The sequence below is a fragment of the uncultured Lacinutrix sp. genome (assembly GCF_947500325.1).
GTDB lineage: Bacteria > Bacteroidota > Bacteroidia > Flavobacteriales > Flavobacteriaceae > Lacinutrix.
Genome location: NZ_CANMRQ010000021.1, coordinates 41251 through 61709 on the forward strand (window position 1 = coordinate 41251; position 20459 = coordinate 61709).

22 protein-coding genes are annotated in these 20459 nt (G+C 30.3%); 19 read left to right on the forward strand and 3 right to left on the reverse strand.

What is annotated here, in order from left to right:
• The first annotated feature begins 24 nt into the window (after positions 1-24).
• Positions 25-2247 carry an ATP-binding protein gene (locus tag Q0997_RS17305; RefSeq protein WP_299891090.1) on the forward strand — a complete coding sequence of 741 codons (2223 nt, stop codon included), beginning with the start codon at positions 25-27 and terminating at the stop codon, positions 2245-2247.
• Here the strand turns inward: Q0997_RS17305 and lpxK are convergent.
• The gene (gene lpxK, locus Q0997_RS17310) at positions 2244-3248 is read right to left on the reverse strand and encodes a tetraacyldisaccharide 4'-kinase (RefSeq protein WP_299891092.1); all 1005 of its coding nucleotides are present in this window, start codon (positions 3246-3248) and stop codon (positions 2244-2246) included. The two genes, Q0997_RS17305 and lpxK, sit on opposite strands and share 4 nt — an antisense overlap.
• A gap of 67 nt (positions 3249-3315) precedes the next feature.
• Here lpxK and Q0997_RS17315 point away from each other — a divergent pair, with 67 nt between their 5' ends.
• From Q0997_RS17315 to Q0997_RS17330, 4 genes are all read left to right on the forward strand, one after another.
• Positions 3316-4410, forward strand: a complete 1095-nt coding sequence (locus Q0997_RS17315) for a Nif3-like dinuclear metal center hexameric protein (protein WP_299891095.1) — start codon at positions 3316-3318, stop codon at positions 4408-4410.
• Positions 4411-4413: 3 nt separating this feature from the next.
• Entirely contained in the window at positions 4414-5193 is a 780-nt protein-coding gene (locus tag Q0997_RS17320; protein WP_299891098.1) for a C4-type zinc ribbon domain-containing protein, read from the forward strand.
• Between the two features lie 122 nt (positions 5194-5315).
• Positions 5316-5981, forward strand: a complete 666-nt coding sequence (msrA, locus tag Q0997_RS17325; protein ID WP_299891101.1) for a peptide-methionine (S)-S-oxide reductase MsrA — start codon at positions 5316-5318, stop codon at positions 5979-5981.
• A 126-nt stretch (positions 5982-6107) separates the two neighbouring features.
• Positions 6108-7712, forward strand: a complete 1605-nt coding sequence (locus Q0997_RS17330) for a T9SS type A sorting domain-containing protein (RefSeq protein WP_299891104.1) — start codon at positions 6108-6110, stop codon at positions 7710-7712.
• Here the strand turns inward: Q0997_RS17330 and Q0997_RS17335 are convergent.
• Positions 7709-8509, reverse strand: coding sequence for a bifunctional 2-polyprenyl-6-hydroxyphenol methylase/3-demethylubiquinol 3-O-methyltransferase UbiG (locus tag Q0997_RS17335; RefSeq protein WP_299891107.1), 801 nt, complete (start codon positions 8507-8509; stop codon positions 7709-7711). The genes Q0997_RS17330 and Q0997_RS17335 overlap by 4 nt on opposite strands.
• 95 nt (positions 8510-8604) lie before the next feature.
• Here Q0997_RS17335 and Q0997_RS17340 point away from each other — a divergent pair, with 95 nt between their 5' ends.
• Positions 8605-9261, forward strand: a complete 657-nt coding sequence (locus tag Q0997_RS17340) for a hypothetical protein (RefSeq protein WP_299891110.1) — start codon at positions 8605-8607, stop codon at positions 9259-9261.
• Between the two features lie 8 nt (positions 9262-9269).
• Here Q0997_RS17340 and Q0997_RS17345 read toward each other — a convergent pair whose 3' ends face one another.
• Positions 9270-10040 (reverse strand): IclR family transcriptional regulator, encoded by a 771-nt coding sequence (locus tag Q0997_RS17345; protein ID WP_299891114.1) that lies wholly within the window; start codon positions 10038-10040, stop codon positions 9270-9272.
• A 168-nt stretch (positions 10041-10208) separates the two neighbouring features.
• Between Q0997_RS17345 and kynU the strand changes: the two genes are divergently transcribed.
• The 13 genes from kynU to Q0997_RS17410 all read left to right on the forward strand — a co-directional run bounded on the left by kynU (position 10209) and on the right by Q0997_RS17410 (position 20324).
• The gene (gene kynU, locus Q0997_RS17350) at positions 10209-11474 is read left to right on the forward strand and encodes a kynureninase (protein ID WP_299891116.1); all 1266 of its coding nucleotides are present in this window, start codon (positions 10209-10211) and stop codon (positions 11472-11474) included.
• On the forward strand, positions 11467-12864 hold the full coding sequence (locus Q0997_RS17355; RefSeq protein WP_299891119.1) for an NAD(P)/FAD-dependent oxidoreductase: 1398 nt from the start codon (positions 11467-11469) through the stop codon (positions 12862-12864). The genes kynU and Q0997_RS17355 overlap by 8 nt, the downstream gene beginning before the upstream one ends.
• Positions 12865-12868: 4 nt before the next feature.
• Positions 12869-13273: a RidA family protein gene (locus Q0997_RS17360; RefSeq protein ID WP_299891122.1), complete on the forward strand. Its 405-nt coding sequence runs from the start codon at positions 12869-12871 to the stop codon at positions 13271-13273.
• 4 nt (positions 13274-13277) lie between these two features.
• The gene (locus Q0997_RS17365; protein WP_299891125.1) at positions 13278-13874 is read left to right on the forward strand and encodes a hypothetical protein; all 597 of its coding nucleotides are present in this window, start codon (positions 13278-13280) and stop codon (positions 13872-13874) included.
• A 5-nt stretch (positions 13875-13879) separates the two neighbouring features.
• On the forward strand, positions 13880-15319 hold the full coding sequence (locus tag Q0997_RS17370) for an aldehyde dehydrogenase (RefSeq protein ID WP_299891128.1): 1440 nt from the start codon (positions 13880-13882) through the stop codon (positions 15317-15319).
• Between the two features lie 3 nt (positions 15320-15322).
• Positions 15323-15763, forward strand: coding sequence for a GNAT family N-acetyltransferase (locus Q0997_RS17375; RefSeq protein WP_299891130.1), 441 nt, complete (start codon positions 15323-15325; stop codon positions 15761-15763).
• A gap of 1 nt (position 15764) precedes the next feature.
• Positions 15765-16547 carry an SDR family oxidoreductase gene (locus Q0997_RS17380; protein ID WP_299891133.1) on the forward strand — a complete coding sequence of 261 codons (783 nt, stop codon included), beginning with the start codon at positions 15765-15767 and terminating at the stop codon, positions 16545-16547.
• A gap of 94 nt (positions 16548-16641) precedes the next feature.
• Positions 16642-17175: a 3-hydroxyanthranilate 3,4-dioxygenase gene (locus tag Q0997_RS17385; RefSeq protein ID WP_299891135.1), complete on the forward strand. Its 534-nt coding sequence runs from the start codon at positions 16642-16644 to the stop codon at positions 17173-17175.
• 39 nt (positions 17176-17214) lie between these two features.
• Positions 17215-18297, forward strand: a complete 1083-nt coding sequence (locus Q0997_RS17390; RefSeq protein ID WP_299891138.1) for an amidohydrolase family protein — start codon at positions 17215-17217, stop codon at positions 18295-18297.
• A gap of 39 nt (positions 18298-18336) precedes the next feature.
• Positions 18337-18549: a hypothetical protein gene (locus tag Q0997_RS17395; protein ID WP_299891141.1), complete on the forward strand. Its 213-nt coding sequence runs from the start codon at positions 18337-18339 to the stop codon at positions 18547-18549.
• Between the two features lie 56 nt (positions 18550-18605).
• On the forward strand, positions 18606-19247 hold the full coding sequence (locus Q0997_RS17400; RefSeq protein ID WP_299891143.1) for an O-methyltransferase: 642 nt from the start codon (positions 18606-18608) through the stop codon (positions 19245-19247).
• A gap of 64 nt (positions 19248-19311) precedes the next feature.
• Complete coding sequence (locus tag Q0997_RS17405; RefSeq protein WP_299891146.1) at positions 19312-19821, forward strand: thioredoxin family protein; 510 nt, start codon at positions 19312-19314, stop codon at positions 19819-19821.
• Positions 19822-19910: 89 nt separating this feature from the next.
• On the forward strand, positions 19911-20324 hold the full coding sequence (locus Q0997_RS17410) for a nuclear transport factor 2 family protein (protein WP_299891149.1): 414 nt from the start codon (positions 19911-19913) through the stop codon (positions 20322-20324).
• Positions 20325-20459: the final 135 nt, after the last annotated feature.

Genomic DNA, 20459 nt, shown 5'->3' on the forward strand with positions numbered 1-20459 from the left:
TTTGAGTAATAAATATAAAAACTAATGTCCCTTATCAATAAGATATTTTGTGCTATTGTATTGTTGTTAAGCTTATCAATACATTCTCAAGACTTAACAGATAAAGAAATTGAATCACTTCAAACTAGTATTGATGCTAGTTTGTCTAGTGCGCAAAATAGCATTAATAATCACCAATATTTTAAGGCAAAACAATATTTAGACTTAGCATTAGAAGACGCCAATACTATTGATAATAAAAAGAGTTTAGGTCTTGTATATTCTAAATTAGGTAAAGTAAACTATGTTTTAGAAGCGCCAAATGAAGCTATTAAAATGCTAATTAAAGCGAGTGAACTACAACGTTTTGCTAAAGACGATATTAATATAGCAGAAACATATAAAACACTGGGAGACGTTTATATGTATAATAAAGAATATGTTAAAGCTTTAGATTATTACATTTCTGCAGAAACATACTTTAAGCAAGAAGATTTACATAATTACGAAACAGAATCTGTGCTTAAAAAAGGAAAGGCGCTTTTGGCTAAAGGCGATATAAGAAAAGCAATTGGTGTTTTTGAAAAAGCTATAGATATGGCTAAACAATACCAATTAGATAAGATCTCTAGTGCAGCACTTTTTTCTTTAGCAGAAGCTCAATTAAAACAAGGTGCCAATGTTAAAGACGCATTAAAAAATGCAACTAATGGCTTTCAAATTGCTAAAGAAAATAATTTTTCAGATATCTTAAATGAAGGATATTTAATACTAAGCAATCTATATGAAAAGGATAATAATTTAAAATTATCTAATCTGTATTTAAAAGCACATATGAAATTGTCTGATTCTTTACTACAGGTAAAGAGAGCTTATATTACTTTTGGACAAAATCAGTTTTTAATTGCAAATCAAACAGAATTTCAAAATCAAGGAAAAGCAAATCTTGAAGAAGAAGCCAAAACAAATAATACTTTCGATCAGTTAACAACGATACTAAGTATTGCTTTAATTACAATTTTATCTTTACTAACACTATCATTATATAAAAACAATAATATTAGATTAAAATCTAATAATATTCTTCATAAAAAAAATAGTGAGCTAATAGTAGCAATGGAAAAAGCAGAATTAGCTTCAAGAACTAAAGCAAATTTCTTATCAACAGTTACTCATGAATTAAGAACGCCTCTATATGCTGTTACAGGATTAACCAATATGTTATTAGATGAGGATCCTAAACCAGAGCAAGTACAGCACTTAAAATCACTTAAGTTCTCAGGAGATTATTTATTAACTTTTATTAATGATATACTTCAAATTAATAAAATTGAAGCGAATAAAGTTGATATAGAACCAGAGGTATTTAATTTAAGAAAGAAAATAGCTAATGTTATATCTGCTCTAAATAATTCGGCATTAGATAATAATATTAAGTTGCATTTAGAGTATGATGAAGAACTGCCTTTAAACTATAATGCAGATCAACTTAAAATATCTCAAATTTTAATAAACTTAATAGGTAACTCTATTAAGTTTACAAAAGATGGAGATATCTGGGTGCGTACAAAAAAGATAAATGAAAAAAATGGAGTATATAATATTCTTTTCGAAGTAGAAGATAATGGTATTGGTATAAGTAAAGAAAAACAAGAGCACATGTTCGAAAGTTTTTCTCAAGGCTCTATACAAATTAACAGAAAATATGGAGGAACAGGTTTAGGTCTGTCTATTGTAAAAGGCTTAATAGATATTTTAAAAGGAAAGATCTACTTAAAAAGTGAATTAGGAAAAGGAACCACTTTTTTCTTTGAGTTGCCTATGAAATATACAGAAGAAGTAATTAAAGAAAAAGATGTTAATTACTTTAAAGATGTGGCTGAAGTTGAATTAAACAATGTTAAAATCTTAGTAGTTGAAGACAATAAAATCAACCAAATGATTACTAAAAAGATTTTAAATAAAATGAAACTTAATTGTGAGGTTGTAGATAATGGAGAAGCAGCAGTCGATAAAGTGAAAAACAATGTATATGATGTTGTTTTAATGGATATTCATATGCCAGGAATAAGTGGGATTGAAGCTACAAAGTTAATTAGAGCATTTAATAAAGATTTAACTATTTTTGCTTTAACAGCAGTAACTATAGAAGATAAGATGAAAGAGTTTGATGATGCTGGTTTTACTGATATTATTTCAAAACCATTCAAACAAGAGGATTTTGAAAAGAAATTATTTGAAGCACTTATTACAAATCAAAACGCTTAAGAACTAGCGAAATCTAGTATAACCTTATTAAACGCTTCAGGTCTATCTATAGTAGATTCGATTGGTAAATAATATAATTTGCTATTTAACGCGGTTATATTTTTTAATCGCATATAATCTTTTTCAGTAGTAATTATCAATTCCTCTTTAGAGATCATTTCAATATCTTTTGTTGAAAACTCATGATGATCTTTAAATTCTAAATGATTAAACTTAAGATTTTTAGACTCAAGAAAATTAACTAATGGCTTGGCGTTAGCTATACCAGTTACTAAAGTGAAATTAGATAGCGATACTATAGGTTTGCTTTCGTTTGAATTATTTACATTGTTACTATAAGCAATCGAGCTAAAAAACACTTGCTGATGTGCTTTTGGTTTAATACGCTTTGTTATATCTAATTTTTCGTTATCGGTAATAGTATCTGGACATTTTGTAATGACAATAATATGTGCGCGTTTTGAACCATTACGAGGTTCTCGTAAATTACCTGTAGGTAAAACAATATCGTTATAAAAAGGCTGGTTATAAGTGGATAATAATATATTTAGCCCAGCAGTTACTTTCCTGTGTTGATAAGCGTCATCCAAAAGGATGATTTCTGGTTGATTTTTAGAATTTTGCAATGTTGCAATACCATGTTGCCTGTTTTCATCTACAGAAACTTGAATCGTTTCATTAAATTTATGATAAAATTGATACGGCTCGTCACCTATATCTTTTGCAGTTATAGAATTATTAGCTAATACATAACCTTTAGTATTTCTTCCATAACCGCGACTTAATGTGGCTATTTTGTAATGGTCTTTTAATAATCTAATTAAATATTCTACCATTGGTGTTTTTCCTGTACCACCAGCACTTAAATTACCAACACAAATTATAGGGAAATTATAAGATTTAGATTTTTTTATACCAGTATCATAAAATGTATTACGAAGCCATGTAACTATATAGTAAACAGGAACAATAGGAAATAATAAGATTCTAATTAATTTCATTAATGATGTTTCGACAAGACGAAAGTAAAAATTTTATATTTGTTAAAGATAAAATCCTAATAAATATATGATTATTCAAGATGTTATTAATCACTTAGAAGACTTTGCTCCTTTAGCTTATGCTGAAGATTTTGATAATGTAGGTCTATTGGTTGGAGATAAAAATGAAAAATTAACTGGTGTTTTAGTTACTTTAGATACTATAGAAGCTGTTATAGATGAGGCAATTAATACTAATTGTAATCTCGTCGTTAGTTTTCATCCTATCGTTTTTAAAGGGTTAAAAAAGCTAACAGGAAAAACCTATGTAGAACGTACAGTATTAAAAGCGATAAAAAATGATATTGCCATTTATGCTATTCATACTGCATTAGATAATCATGTTAATGGTGTTAATGATATAATTTGTGAACGACTAGGATTACTAAATAGAAAAATTTTAATACCACAAGCAGAAACTATTAAGAAACTAACAACTTTTGTTCCTAAAACAGAAGCTAAATCACTTAGAGAATCACTTTTTCAAGTTGGAGCAGGAGCTATAGGGAATTATAATAATTGTAGTTTTAATGTTGAAGGTATTGGTTCTTATAAAGGAAATGAATCTTCAAATCCTACAAAAGGAAATAAAGGAGAGACACATTTTGAGGAAGAAACACAAATTAGTATCACATTTGCGAAGCACTTAGAAAGTAATATTATTAATACACTTTTAAAAAATCATTCTTATGAAGAAGTGGCTTATGAGATTACAACTCTAGAAAATAAGAATCAAAATATAGGTATGGGAATGATAGGTGAGTTGGAGAATGCTATGCCAGAATTAGAGTTCTTTAAGTATTTAAAACAAAAAATGAATGTTTCAATTATTCGTCACACAAAATTATTAGGTAAACCTATAAAAAAAGTAGCAGTTTTAGGAGGTTCTGGTAGTTTTGCTATAAATGCTGCTAAAGCAATGAAAGCTGATGTTTTTATAACTGCAGATCTTAAATATCATGATTTCTTCTCTGCAGAAAATAATATTGTACTAGCAGATATAGGGCATTATGAAAGCGAGCAGTTCACAAAAAACGGATTAGTAGCGCATCTTACAAAAAAAATTAGTAATTTTGCAATCATTTTATCAAATATAAATACCAATCCTGTTCAATATTTTTAAAGTATGGCAAAGAGTAAAGAAGTAACTGTAGAAGAACGTTTAAGATCTCTATACGACTTACAATTAATCGATTCAAGAATCGACGAGATAAGAAATGTTCGTGGAGAACTGCCTTTAGAAGTTAGTGATTTAGAAGATGAGGTTGCTGGATTAAACATGAGGTTAGAAAAACTTAGTGATAGTTTAGCGTTAATAGATTCTCAAATTAGCGATAAGAAAAACTTAATCGAAGAAGCTAAGACTTTAATAAAGAAGTATAGTGAGCAACAAAAAAATGTTAGAAATAACAGAGAGTTTAATTCACTTACAAAAGAAGTAGAGTATCAAGAACTAGAAATAGAATTAGCTGAAAAACACATTAGAGAATTCAAAGCTCAAATAGAGCAGAAAAAAGAAGTTATTGACAAAACTAAAGGGCACACTAAAGAGCGTGAAACACATTTAAAACACAAAAAAGGTGAATTAGATGCTATTTTAAGTGAAACAGCTAAAGAAGAAGAGGCTCTTATAAATAAGTCTGAAGAGTACAAAAAGAAAATTGAAGAACGTTTAGTTAAAGCTTATAATCGTATTCGTAAAAACGTAAAGAATGGTTTAGCTGTTGTGCCAATTGAAAGAGGTGCATCAGGAGGTTCTTATTTTACTATTCCACCACAAGTGCAAATGGAAATAGGTTCACGTAAAAAAATAATTACAGATGAACATTCTGGACGTATTTTAGTAGATGAGATTTTAGCTCAAGAACAAAAGGAAAAAATGGCTAAAATGTTTAAAAAACTTTAAGTCTATTTAAAACTATATAAAAAGCCTTCATTTTTAAATGGAGGCTTTTTTTTTAGCATAAATTTATATAATTAGTATTAAGGATACTTAACTTTATACGACATAAAGTAAAAAGAATTGCTATGAGAAAGATTGTTCTATTATTAATGGTTGGCTTGTTGTTTAATTGTAAAAATTCTGCTCAAAATGCAGAACAGAAAAATACACAAGAAAAAATAAAAACAGCAAAACCTATAGAAGTCCCTTTAGAAAATGGATTGGCTAAAGCCTACTTTGCAAGCGGTTGTTTTTGGTGTGTAGAAGCGGTTTATGAAAGTGTAAAAGGTGTAAAAGAATCAATTAGTGGTTATGCAGGTGGTCATACTAAGAATCCAACATATGCAGCAAGTAATACTGGTAGAACAGGGCATGCCGAAGCTGTAGAAATTATATACGATCCAGAAATAGTGAGTTTCGAAACTTTAGTAGATGTGTATTTTGCATCTCAAAACCCATTACAAGTAAATGGGCAAGGTCCAGATAGAGGTTCTCAATACCGTTCAATTCTATTTTACCAAAACGATGCGCAGAAAAAGATAATAGAATCTAAAAAAGCATTGCTAGCTAAAAAATTAAATGCAACGATTGCTGCTGAAGTATATCCTTTTCAAAAATTCTGGATAGGAGAAGATTATCATCAAGACTACGAAAAACTACATCCTAACAATGGTTATATTAGAAATGTTTCTATACCAAGATTAAGACGTTTTCAAGCAAAAATGCCTCAAGTGTTAAAAGAAAAACATTAAAAAAACTGCAGTTCATCGGTAAATTGGTTATTTTAGCGGATAATTATAAGGTTTTTAGGCTTAAACCGAATTAAATACAATAAGTCTAATTACTTTGCTATAAATCTATTAATTAACCTATTTATAATGAAAAAATCATTACTTCTTGTTGTTGCAATAATATTGCATGCATCTTTATTTGCTCAAACACCTGGTGTTTCAGTATTTGATACTAGTGGAAAAGAGTATATAGAATATATTCCTGGAAATTTACCAATAATTATATCTGCTCCACATGGAGGTCTTAAATTAACTGGAGGTACGGTGAATGGTGTTAATTATCCAGATAATAGTACAACTAATAATTCTAGTCAGCCATATTACTTACCTACAAGAGGTTGTGGAACAAACGAAAGAGATGACAATACAGATGTGTTAATAGAGCGTATTCAAGCAGAGTTATTTGCGCAAACCGGAGGTTATGCACATGTTATTATAAATAGGCTGAATAGGAAAAAATTAGATCCTAATAGAGAGCAAAATGAAGCGACTTGCGGTAATGCTAATGCTTTGTTTTTTTGGAATGCTTGGCATAGTTTTTTAGATGATGCAAGTACTGCTGTTGAAACTAATTGGGGAAAAGGATTGTATATAGATTTACATGGTCAAAGTCATTCAATTCCAAGAATAGAAGTAGGCTATAACGTTACATCATCTCAATTAAATTCGGCTTCTGGAATTAATGGAGCATCTATTGTAAATAATTCTACTATTAAGAACTTGGTTGCCAATAATCTTAATGGTCTAAACCATGAGCAATTAGTAAGAGGAGATGATAGTTTAGGAGAGCTGTTTCAAAATGCAGCCTACCATGCAACAAGTGGTTTTTATGCTGCGCAAAATTACCCTGGTTGTACTAGAAATGGAACTACAGGTTACAGAGCAATTCCTAGTAGTTCAGATTACGGTAGCTCTAGCTGTGATGATACTCAACCTTTTTCTAATGCTTATTTCGATGGGGACTTTTATAATAATAGACGTCATGGTTCTGGACAATCTGCATCAGATGGTTTAGGTGGAGGCGGTACTGTTGATGGTATTATGACTGAAGTTAATAGGCGTGTGCGAGATTTAGGTTCGCCTTTTAGTAGTGGTCCAGATACTACAACACCTTTTGCAAAAGATTATGCAAGCGTAGTTTTAGAGTATATAGATACACATTATAATGATTTTACAGGATTTGGATATAGTAGTGCAAGTTATGATGCAGGTACAGACTCTAATCCAACACCTACATTAAGTACAGGTGTGTCTGGAGGATTATATACTAGCTCGCCAGTTGGTTTAGTAATAGATTCTAATACAGGAACAATTGATCTAATGGGATCTACACCCGGGAATTATACAGTAACATATTCTGTGGGGCCAAGTTCTGTAGCAAGTGCTCCAAATAGGTACTATAGTTCATCACAGACTGTAGAAATTATAGCTAGTACTTTAAGTGTAGTTGATTTTAATAAAGAAACTTTTAAATTATATCCAAACCCAGCTAATGAATTTGTTCAATTTGAATCTAATAAAGAAATTTCTAAAGTGGTAATATTTAATTTATTGGGACAAGAAATGATTTCTATTAAAACAAATGCTAGACAAGCCACACTAGATGTCTCTAATTTAACTCAAGGTTCTTACTTAATGTCTTTCTATATAGAAGGGTTATTAGTAAATTCTAAAGTAATATTAAAAAATTAAAGCTTAGTAGCCTTAATTTCAAATATAAGCGGGTAAAGTTTATCCTTTGTAGTGTAATTGCCCGATTTGGTTTCTACTAATTCGGGCAATACATTGTAAGGACTTTCGTTATATTCATTCATGTATTCAATATGTAATCCAGCTTCAGTTAAAGCATTTATGACCTCGCTTAAACCATGATTCCAACCATATTCTTTGGTTACCATTTTAGAATCTAAATCAGCATAAGTGCCTTCGTATTCTTCATAAATAACCTCGTCTTGCATATAACCGTATTTCATTATTGGTTTATCTTCTAAGTAGTCAAACATCCAAACTATTGGGTGGAACTCTACCATGTAAAATGTACCGCCATTATTTAGTTTTTCGGCTATCATTTTCCCCCAAGGTTTTAAATCTGGCAACCAACCAATAACACCATAGCTAGTATATACTATGTCAAAAGAGTCTTTTATATGTTCAGCAGTATCTAAAACATTACAGCATACAAATTGGGCATCAAGATTTAATTCTTTATTTAATGCTTTTGCTAATTTTATGCCTTCATCACTTAAATCTACTCCAACACATTTTGCGCCTAATCTACTCCAGCTCAAAGTGTCTTGACCAAAATGACATTGTAAATGTAGAAGTGATTTTCCTGTTACGTTTTGTAAAGCATTTAATTCGTATTTCATTAAAGATGATTTGCCGTTTTTAAAAGCTTTTATATCATACATTTCGCTTTCGGCATGTACTTTTACTTTGTCGTTCCAGGTAGCCTTATTGGTTTTAAAATATTCAGAATTATTGCCCATGATTAAATAACTTGTTTTTTAAAATTTGATTGACGAATTCATTTCAAAGTTACTTAATTATATAATATTTATTACTTTCGAAAAAAAACAAACCTATGTATCGATTTTTTATTTTTTGCTTATTTATTTTATCGTCTTGTAAGTCTGAAAATAAAGACGTTATAAATAAGTTAACAATTCCTGAAAAAATTGCAAATGCTCATGGATTTGAGAATTGGGAAAAGGTTTCCGAAATTCAATTTACATTTAATGTCGATAGAGATTCGAGTCATTATGAACGTTCTTGGGTCTGGAAGCCAAAAACCAATGCGGTAACAATGTTGACAAAAAAAGATACTATTTCTTATAATAGAAATAAGATGGACAGTATTAGTCTTAAGACAGATCGAGCATTTGTTAATGATAAATATTGGGCACTATTTCCTTTTCAATTTGTTTGGGATAAAGATGTTCATTTTTCAGAGCCTGTAAAAAGCCAAGCTCCTATAAGTAAAGAGCAGCTTAATAAAATAACATTATTATATGGAGATGAAGGCGGTTATACACCTGGCGATGCTTATGATGTGTTTTATGATGATAATTATAGTATTAAAGAATGGGTGTTTAGAGAAGGCAATACAAAGAAACCATCAATAACTAATACGTTTGAAAATTATGAGAACTTTAATGGAATAAAGATTGCCAGAGATCATAAAAAAGCGGAAGGGAATTGGAATTTAAGCATAACTAATGTTAAAGTAAAAGTTGATTAGTTTAAACTCTAATTATAATTGTTAATACTATTCTCAATGGCTTGAACACCTTTTTTTATAATAGATAAATAATTACCTATATTTTCAAGTTTAAATCGACTTGAAGGTCCAGAAACACTGATGCTAGCTATAATTTGATTCTTATTGTTAAAAACTGGTATAGCAATACAGATAAGCCCTAATTCTAGCTCTTCCATATCTAAAGCATATTCCTGCTTTTTTATCTTTTGTAGTTCTTTAAGAAAAACATGTTGATCTGTAATAGTATTTACTGTACATGGATCTAGAGCGGTTTTCTTTAAATATTCTAATATTTTTTCTTCAGAAGAAAAGGCTAGCAGGACTTTGCCTATTGCAGTGCAATAAGCTTTTTGATAGGACCCTATTTGTGTACTAACTTTTAGTCCTTGTGGACTTTCTGTTTTATTTAAATACAATACTTGATTCTTATCTAAAACACCAAAATGTACAGTTTCTTTAATTTCTCTGGCAATTTGTTCTAAAGGCTGCCTAGAATGTTTTCTTAGAGATTTATGTATTGAAACTAAATTTCCTAATTCAAATAGTTTAAGGCCTAAAAGATATTTGTCTTCATCATTTTTTTGTAATACACCTATAGATTCTAAAGTATTTAATAGCCTATAGGTTGTACTCTTGTTATAGCCTGTTTTTTTTGCTAACTCACGAACACCCCATTTTTGCTTATCTCCAACAAAAGCTTCTAAGAGAGTGAAAGCTTTTAGTACAGATAGATTAAGGTCTTTAACGTCTTCATTCATAATAGTATAGTGTGTAAAGTAGCTTGGTAAAAAGATTAGAGCCTTCTATGAATCTTTTATAATTTCCATTCTATTATTCAAAAATAATGTTTATTTTTGAAACAGCGTTTCATATAATGAAACGTTTTTAAAATTTTTCAATTCAAAAGACCTTTTTTACTTTTAAAAATGAATAAAGCTACTTTAAGTTACGCAAAACAGTTAGATGCAGAAGATCAATTATCGCATTTTAGAAATAAGTTTCATATACCAAAAGATAAAAATGGAAATGAGCTTATATATTTATGTGGTAATTCATTGGGTCTACAGCCAAAAATAACTAAAGAGTATATAAATCAAGAACTTGAAGACTGGGCTAATTTAGGAGTAGAAGGACATACAGAAGGTAAGAATCCTTGGTTACCATATCATGAATTTTTAACAGAAACAATGGCTGCAGTTGTTGGAGCAAAACCAATAGAAGTAGTTGTAATGAATACGCTTACTGCTAATTTGCATTTTATGATGGTGTCTTTTTACAAGCCAACACAAAAGCGATATAAAATTTTAATAGAAGCAGACGCATTTCCAAGTGATAAATATGCTGTAGAATCTCAGTTACGTCATCATGGTTTTGATGATAAAGAAGGTTTGATATTATGGAAAGCTAGAGAAGGAGAAGAATTAGCTAATTATGAAGATTTAGAAGCTATTTTAGAATCTCAAGGCGATGAAATTGCATTAGTCATGATTGGTGGTGTTAATTATTATACAGGACAGTTTTTCGATTTAAAACGCATTACAGAGCTAGGACATAAACATGGCTGTATGGTAGGTTTTGATTGTGCTCATGGAGCTGGAAATGTAGATTTAGATTTACATAATTCGGGAGCAGATTTTGCTGTATGGTGTACATATAAATATATGAATTCTGGACCAGGAAGTTTGTCAGGTTGTTTTGTTCATGAAAGACATGCAAATAATAAAGATTTAAATCGTTTTACAGGTTGGTGGAGTCATAATAAAGAAACCCGTTTTAGAATGCGTGATGAGTTTGATCAATTAGCAGGAGCAGAAGGTTGGCAATTATCAAATCCGCCAATATTATCTATGGCAGCTATTAGAGCGTCAATAGATGTATTTAAAGCTGCTGGTTTCGATAACCTAATTAACAAATCAAAAAAGCTAACAGGTTATTTTGAATTTCTAATAAACGACTTAAATAATTCAGATATTAAAATAATTACACCAAGTAATCCTGAAGAAAGAGGATGCCAGTTGTCTATCCAAGTGAAAAATGCAGATAGAAGTTTACATGATAAACTAACGGAAGCTGGAGTAATTAGTGATTGGAGAGAACCAGATGTTATTCGTTGTGCTCCAGTGCCTTTATATAATTCGTTTGAAGATGTGTTTAATATGGTTGAAAGATTAAAAACAGTATTAAATGAATAAAAAAGATAATATATTAATCATTGGTGCAGGACTTTGTGGTTCGTTGCTAGCATTACGTTTAGCGCAAAGAGGTTATACTGTTAATGTATACGAAAGTAGACCAGATTTAAGAACTACAGATATTTCTGCTGGACGATCTATAAACTTAGCATTGTCAGATCGAGGTTTAAAAGCAATGCGTTTGGCTGGAGTAGAAGATAAAGTAAAGCCATTGTGTATTCCTATGTATGGTCGTTTAATACACGATGTAGAAGGAAATACTTTTCCTTCTAATTATTCAGGGAGAGATGGAGAATATATTAATTCAATTTCAAGAGGAGAACTAAATGGATTGTTACTAACAGAAGCAGATAGATATAATAATCTAACTATCCATTTTAATAAAAAATGTAATGGAGTTGATATTGAAAACAATGAAGCTTCATTTTATGATTATCAAACTAAAACTGATTTTAAAATTACTGCAGATGTAATTTTTGGAACAGATGGAGCTGGATCATCATTACGTAAAAGTTATTATTTAGAACGCAAATTCTTATTTAGTTATTCTCAAAACTATTTAACTCATGGTTATAAAGAATTAGAAATACCTGCTTCTGCCAAAGGAGAACATCAAATAAGTAAAGATTATTTGCATATATGGCCAAGAGGAAGCTATATGCTAATTGCACTCCCTAATTTAGATGGTAGTTTTACAGTAACCTTATTTTTAAGTTATGAAGACGGTGAATATAATTTTAAAGACTTAAAAACAGAAAGTGATATAAAAACTTTTTTTAAATCACAATTCCCAGACGCATTAGCTTTAATTCCAAATATTGCTGAAGAATTTGCAAATAATCCAACTGGAGCTTTAGGTACAGTAAAATGCTCACCATGGCATTATAAAAATAAAACAGTGTTAATGGGAGATGCTGCACATGCTATTGTTCCTTTTTATGGCCAAGGAATGAATGCTTCTTTTGAAGACGTTACTGTTTTTGATGCTATTTTAGACAAACATGAAGGCGATTGGGAAACCATTTTTAATGCTTACGAGAAAACTAGAAAAGCAGATACAGATGCTATCGCAGATTTAGCAATAGATAATTATTACGAAATGCGAGATCATGTTGCAAACCCTATATTTAAAGAAAAACGTAATTTAGAGATGACATTAGAAAAGGCATTTCCAGAGTCTTATTTTTCTAAATACTCTATGGTGACTTTTAATGAAAATATGCCTTATAATGAAGCAATGAAAAGAGGTAGAGCACAAGATAAAGCGATTTTGAATATGATTTCCGATAATGAAATTAACGAAGATGAAGATTTAAATGTTTTATTAAAAAAAGTACAATTAGAAACTAATGCTATTCTTGAAGAAGATAAAATAGCAGGATTAAAATAAAGACATGGAAGACAAAAAAGTAACACCAAGAGGCGCATATCCACATACAAAAAGAGTAGGTGATTTTATTTTCGTTTCAGGAACTAGTTCTCGTAGGCCAGACAATACAATTGCAGGTGTAGATATTATAGATGAAATGGGAACCAAACGGTTAGATGCTTATGTTCAAACTCAGGAAGTTATAAAAAATATAGAACGCAATTTAGCCAAAGAAGGCGCTAGTTTGAAAGATGTTGTAGATGTCACTTCTTTTTTAGTTAATATGAATGATTTTGCAGGTTATAACAAAGCTTATGCAGAGTTTTTTGAAAAGGAAACAGGTCCAACCAGAACAACTGTAGCTGTTCACCAATTACCACATCCAGATTTGGTAGTGGAGATTAAGGTGATGGCTTATAAAAAGTTATAGTAAGATGAAAAGAATACTCTTTGCTTTTTTGTTATTAGCTTCTTTTAATTCTTTTTCTCAAGAGATAATAAATGTTGTTAATTCAGGATTTACATTTGATTTGACTAAAATAAAAAATCTAGAGGTTTCAAAAATTAGTAGGATTGATATTTATAAAAAAGATGTTTTTTTACAAACAATTATACCTGATGATAATAGTTTTTTTTCAATAATAAATAATCAATCCATACTTGAAGTTAAAGATTTAAATTTTGATAATCATATTGATATTAGAATTATAAAAAGTATTCCTTTTGATAAAATATCTTACCTAAGTTGGATATATAATCATGAAAAAGAAACTTTTGAAAGGAATAAAGAATATGATAAAATCACTTTTCCAAAGTTTGACATAAAAAAAAAGGAAATAACTTCTGTTTCATATGGTTATCTAAGAGATATAGATAAAAATGTATATAAAGTAGAGAATAGTAAGCTGATTTTGATTGAAAGATATCTCGAAAAAATTATTAAACCAGGTAAAAAAAGTTTTAAGAACTGGAAATTGATTGATGGAGAATTCAAACTAATAAAAGAAGGTGTTATTCCTTCATATCCTTAATTAATATGAATATCCAAAACTACATAAACGGTAAATTCCATAATCCAATAGAAAATAATTGGATAGATAATTATTGTCCAGCAAATGGAGAAGTATATGGGCAGATTCCTAATTCAGGTAAAGCTGATGTAGAAAATGCTTATATAGCTGCAAGAGCAACATTTCCTGTATGGTCTCAAACTACATTAGAAGAACGTAGTCGTATTCTTATTAAGATTTCCGAATTATTAGAAGCTAATTTACAGCGATTTGCAGAAGCAGAAAGTAAAGATAATGGTAAACCTGTAAGCTTAGCAAAAGCAGTCGATATACCTAGAGCAGCAAGTAATTTTAGGTTCTTTGGTAATGCTATAACTCAGTTCGCAAGTGAAAGTCATGAAAGTGTTGGGCAGAAAGCAGTAAATTATACATTACGCCAACCCATTGGAGTTGTAGGTTGTATTTCACCATGGAATTTGCCATTATATTTATTCACTTGGAAAATTGCTCCAGCTATAGCTGCAGGTAATTGTGTAGTAGCTAAACCTAGCGAAGTAACACCAATGACTGCATATTTATTAGGAGAAATATGTAATGAAGCCGGTTTGCCAAAAGGTGTTTTAAATATTGTTCATGGACTTGGAGGTTCAACAGGCCAAGCAATTGTAGAGCATCCAGATATTAAGGCTATTTCATTTACTGGAGGTACAGCAACAGGAGCACATATAGCTAAAGTAGCAGCGCCAATGTTTAAAAAACTATCTTTAGAATTAGGAGGGAAAAATCCAAACATCATTTTTGCAGATTGCGATTATGATACTATGTTAGACACAACGGTAAGATCATCATTTGCAAACCAAGGTCAAATATGTCTTTGTGGAAGTCGCATTTTTGTAGAAGAAAAAATATACGAGCAGTTTAAAACAGATTTTGTAACTCGAGTAAAAGAATTAAAAGTTGGTCATCCATCAGAAAATGACACCAACATTGGAGCATTGGTATCCAAACCACATATAGAAAAAGTAAAAGAATATATAGATATTGCCAAAACTGAAAACGGGACAATCCTTTGTGGAGGAAACGAAGTAACAGTAGAAAGTTATGAAAATGGTTACTATTTAGAACCTACTGTTATAGAAGTGCCAAATGATGAATGTAGAGTAAATCAAGAAGAAATTTTTGGACCTGTAGTTACTATCATGCCTTTTAAAACAGAGGATGAGGTGTTACAAATGGCAAATAAAGTGAAGTACGGTTTATCTGCTACACTTTGGACAAATAACTTAAAACGTACTATGCGATTAAGTAATCAATTACAAGCAGGTATTGTTTGGGTAAATACATGGATGATGCGAGATTTGCGAACACCTTTTGGAGGTGTTAAAGCTAGTGGAGTTGGTCGTGAAGGCGGTTTTGAAGCGTTAAGGTTTTTTACTGAAGCTAAAAATGTGTGTATTAAATATTAAAGAATGATAGAAATAAGTAAAGGCATTTATTTTTCTTCAAAAAGAGAAGATATGGACTTTAAAATGATCTATTGTTTTATAAAAGACTCTTATTGGGGTGCATTACGTACGGAAGAAGAGCAGAAAACAGCAATGGATAACACAATTAATTTTGGGTTATTTCATGATAAAAAACAAATAGCTTATGCCCGCGTAATGACCGATAAAATATTTTTCGCCTATTTACTTGATGTATTGGTGATTAAAGAGTATCAGGGACAAGGTTTTTCTAAAGTGTTAATGAGGGAGATTTTAAATTTTCCTGAATTAAAAAATATAGATAAATGGATGTTGGCAACAAAAGATGCACATGGATTATATGAGAAATATGGATTTACAAGTATTGCAAGTCCTGAGAAGTTAATGGAAAAACTAAACGAACGCGCTAAGAAAATATATAAATAAAATGAATTTAAATTTAAATAATAAAAACGCATTAGTCTGCGGAAGTACACAAGGAATAGGTAAAGCTACAGCATTGATTTTAGCTGAAGAAGGAGCAAATGTAACTTTAATTGCTAGAAATGAAGAGAAACTAAAAGCTGTTTTAGAAGAATTGCCAGGACATAGAAATCACAATTATATTGTAGCAGATTTTTCTAATCCAGAAGATTTAAAAATAAAAGTACAAGACTATATTTCAAAGCATAATGGATTTCATATCCTTGTTAATAATACAGGTGGGCCAAAAGGCGGACCAGTATTTTCAGCTGAGGTAAATGAATTTGAAAATGCTTTTACGCAACATTTAAAATGCAATCACGTACTTGCGCAAGCTGTTGTTCCATTTATGAAAGATGAAAATTATGGACGTATTGTAAATGTAATTTCTACTTCTGTTAAGCAACCTTTAGATGGATTAGGCGTAAGTAATACTATTCGTGGAGCTGTTGCTAATTGGAGTAAAACATTAGCTAATGAATTAGGGAGTTATGGTATTACAGTAAATAATGTATTACCTGGAGCGACAGGAACAGAGCGTTTAAGTGAAATTATTAAAAACAAATCGGCTAAAACAGGTGTAACTGTTGAAGATGCTAGTAATGCAATGAAGAATGCTGTACCTGCAAAACGTTTTGCTAAACCTCAAGAAATAGCTAATGCAATTACTTTTTTAGCAAGTGAAGCAGCAAGTTATATTAATGGAATTAACTTACCTGTTGATGGTGGTAGAACAAAATCTTTGTAACTTTATAACAGGATGTTATCCTTGGTTAATTTGATGTAAAAACAATTATAATAAATAGATTTCTACTTATGGTGGAATGATAAAAACTAATACAATGAGCAACTTAGTATCTCCTTTAAATTTTAAAGATTGGATTGATGAAAATAGACATCTTTTAAAACCACCAGTTGGTAATAAATGTGTATGGAAGGATGGCGATTTTATTGTTATGGTTGTTGGAGGACCTAATGCCAGAAAAGATTATCATTATAACGAAACTCCAGAGTTTTTTTATCAAATAGAAGGAGACATAGTCTTAAAAATTATAGATAAAGGCACACCTAAAGATGTTCATATTAAAGAAGGAGATATTTATTTGCTTCCACCTAAAGTACCGCATTCTCCTCAACGAGGAGCTAATACTGTGGGTTTAGTAATAGAATATAAAAGACCAGAAGGTATGCGAGATGCATTACTTTGGTTTTGTGAAAATTGCGTGACTAAATTATATGAAGAAGATTTTACTGTAGAAAATATTGAAACAGATATGCCTAAAATCTTTGATAAATATTATGGGGATAAAGATAAGCGTAGTTGTCCTAACTGTGGAGAAGTAATGCAACCTCCAACAAAAGTAAAAATCGATTAAATAAAACCTTAAAGATTCCTGACCTCTCAGGACATAATTATGAAACGTAAACTTAGAATTAACGGTCACTCTCATTTATTGCCTTACCCTGAAGAGATTCCTCAATTTATGCAAGATAAAGGTATTTTTTGGGTGGATAAAGATCGAAAATTCATGCTTCAAAAAGATTGGAGTCGTCCAGTAACAGATTCTAGTTTCTTCTTAGATGAAAAACTAGAGTGGATGGATCGTAATAAAATAGATCATGCTGTAGTATTAAATTTATCTCAATTATACGGTAATGGTTTGCGTGTTGAGGAAATGAAACAGGCTTTACGTTTTCAAAATGATTTTAATGCTAAAGTACAGCATGAAAACCCTAGTAAATTTACTTGTGGTTTTGTAGTGCATCCTGGCTTTGTTCGTGGTGCGTGTTGGGAAATTGAGCGATGTGTTGAAGAACTGGGAATGCAATTATTATGTTTGCCAACACATTATATGGATACAATTGGTACATGGCGTTGTATTTTTGATGAAGAAAATGAACCTATTTTCGAGTTAGCAAATAAATATAATTTAGCTGTGGAAGTGCATCCTTATGATGGAGAGAAATTTATAAAATTAGAAAACACCTCTTGGCGCTTTCATCTTATTTGGATGCTAGCACAATGTGCAGATGCGTATCATTTTTTAACATTAAATGGTTATGCAGATAAATATCCTAATATGCGTACCTGTTTTGCTCACGGAGGACAATTAGCGCAAATAAATCTAGGAAGGCGTATTCAAGGTTTTGATGGTAGACCAGATTTATTTGAAGGCAAAAGTCATCCTAGAAAAGCGGTAGGGCACAAGAATATCTTTTTCGATACATTAGTGCATGATACTGGAGGTTTAGAGTTGCTTATTAAAAATCAAGGGTCAAAGCAAGTATTAATGGGACTAGACGATCCTTATCCTTTAGGTGAAATGGAAAGTGAGAAACAATCATCTTACCCTGGTAAAATATTAGATTTAGCTATAGAACGTAATATTATTAATGAGGTTGAGCGTGATGCTATTTGGGAAGATAATGTGATACAGTGGTTATGTGGAGACGATGAAACTGCTAAACAAAAATTGATTGATAGAATATTAGGTTAATTTGTCTATCTTAGTTATCTAACTCAAACCATTTTAATTATGAAAAGAATAGGAGGATACATTGCTCTATTTGGTATACTGGCTATAGTTTTGCCTTTTTTTAACTTGCAACTTAGGCTTTTAGGCTGGATAGATAACTGGGGAGAAGCAGTGTCTTGGGCTATAAAAATTGGTTTAATTGTTATCGGTGCTGCTTTATTTTTTATGAGTAAAAAAGAAGTAGAAGAAACTCAGGAAATAGAAGAAAATTAATAATATAAAAAAAAATAGTAAGCCTCATAATGTACCTATTATGAGGTTTTTTTGTTATGCATTTTATACCAGAAAAATTAGACGATTATGTTGTGGCTCATTCTGAAAGTGAACCAGAATTACTACAGCAGTTAACACGAGAAACATTTCAAAAAATACTACAGCCACGTATGTCTAGCGGTCCATATCAAGGTCGTGTTTTGAGTATGATTTCGAAATTAATAAATCCAAAAAATATATTAGAAATAGGAACTTTTACGGGATATTCAACATTGTGTTTAGCTGAAGGTTTAAAATCTAATGGTACAGTTGATACTATAGATGTCAATGAAGAATTATATGATTTTCAGCGTAAATTTTTTGATAAATCTGAATACGGCAAACAAATAGTTCAACATTTAGGAAACGCTTTAAATATTATTCCAACACTTGAAAAAAACTTTGACTTAGTGTTTATTGATGCAGATAAAGATAATTACATAAATTATTTTCATCTAATTATCGATAAAATGAATGAAGGAGCTATCATCTTATCTGATAATGTTTTGTGGAGTGGAAAAGTTATACAAACATTAGATCCTAAAGATAAAATGACAAAAGCTGTTTTAGAATATAATACGCTTTTAAAAGAAGATAATAGAGTTGAAACTGTAGTTTTGCCCATTCGTGATGGCTTGACTATTAGTAGAAAACTGTAAATTTAGATAATGTAGTGAAAGTGATTGCTTAAATGTATTATTGTAAATCAAAAAAATAGAGCTTATGAAAAAAATTATAACAGTTTTATTATGCTTAATTGCTATAAGTAATCTTAATGCTCAAGAAAAATATAGGGTTGATAATCATAATCTTAAATGGTATGTGGATTATGATGTTGCAAGAGAAATTAGCTTGAAAGAAAAAAAACTAACACTACTTTATTTTACAGGATCAGATTGGTGTGGAGCATGTAAACTCTTAGAAGATAATTATTTTGCAAAAAAGGAATTTAAAAAATTGTCTAAATATTTTACTCTATGCGAAATGGATTTTCCTAAAAAGACTTTTGATAAAGAGTATGTGAAAAAACATTTTGAAAAATTTAAAAGAAAATTTGAGATTAGCGATAAACTGAAAGCAAAATCGTATCCAACAATCATTATTTTAGATAAAAATGAAAATGTTTTAGGTAGGGTTGTAGGGTATTTAGGAAAAGATACTCCTAAAAAAGTAACAAATTTAATAAAAGCAATTATAGATACTAAAACTGTTAATGGAAATTTTAGAAATTAAAATCAATTATTTTTTTCTTTAAACTATTAAAAGGATTCTTTTGTAAACTATAAGAAATACCTTCGTCTAAATATTCATAATACTCAATTATGGAAAAGAAGTTACCGCTACCACCTTTTACTTTAGAAACTGCAAAAATAAAAATTCAAAAAGCTGAAGATGCATGGAATTCTCAAAATCCAGAAAATATTTCTAAAGCCTATTCTATAGATAGTGAATGGAGAAATAGAGATACATTCGTTAATGGTCGTGAAGAGATCGTTTCGTTTTTAAAGAGTAAATGGAATAATGAATTAAATTATAAGCTTAAAAAAGAATACTGGGCGCATACCGATTATAGAATAGCTGTGAGATTTGAATATGAATATCAAAATAAAGAAGGTGATTGGTTTAGAGCTTATGGGAATGAAAATTGGCAATTTGATGAAAACGGATTAATGGAAAAAAGATTTGCTAGTATAAATGACTTATCGATAAAAGAAATAGATAGAAAATTAAAATAATCTGCTAATATCTATTAAAAAAAAGCCTCTTCTTATAAGAAGAGGCTTTTAATTTTAAATTGTCCCGTCCTGAAATAAGTTGACAAAAAATCGACTTATTAATGAAAAGTAAAGAGAACAAAAGAGTTAAACGAA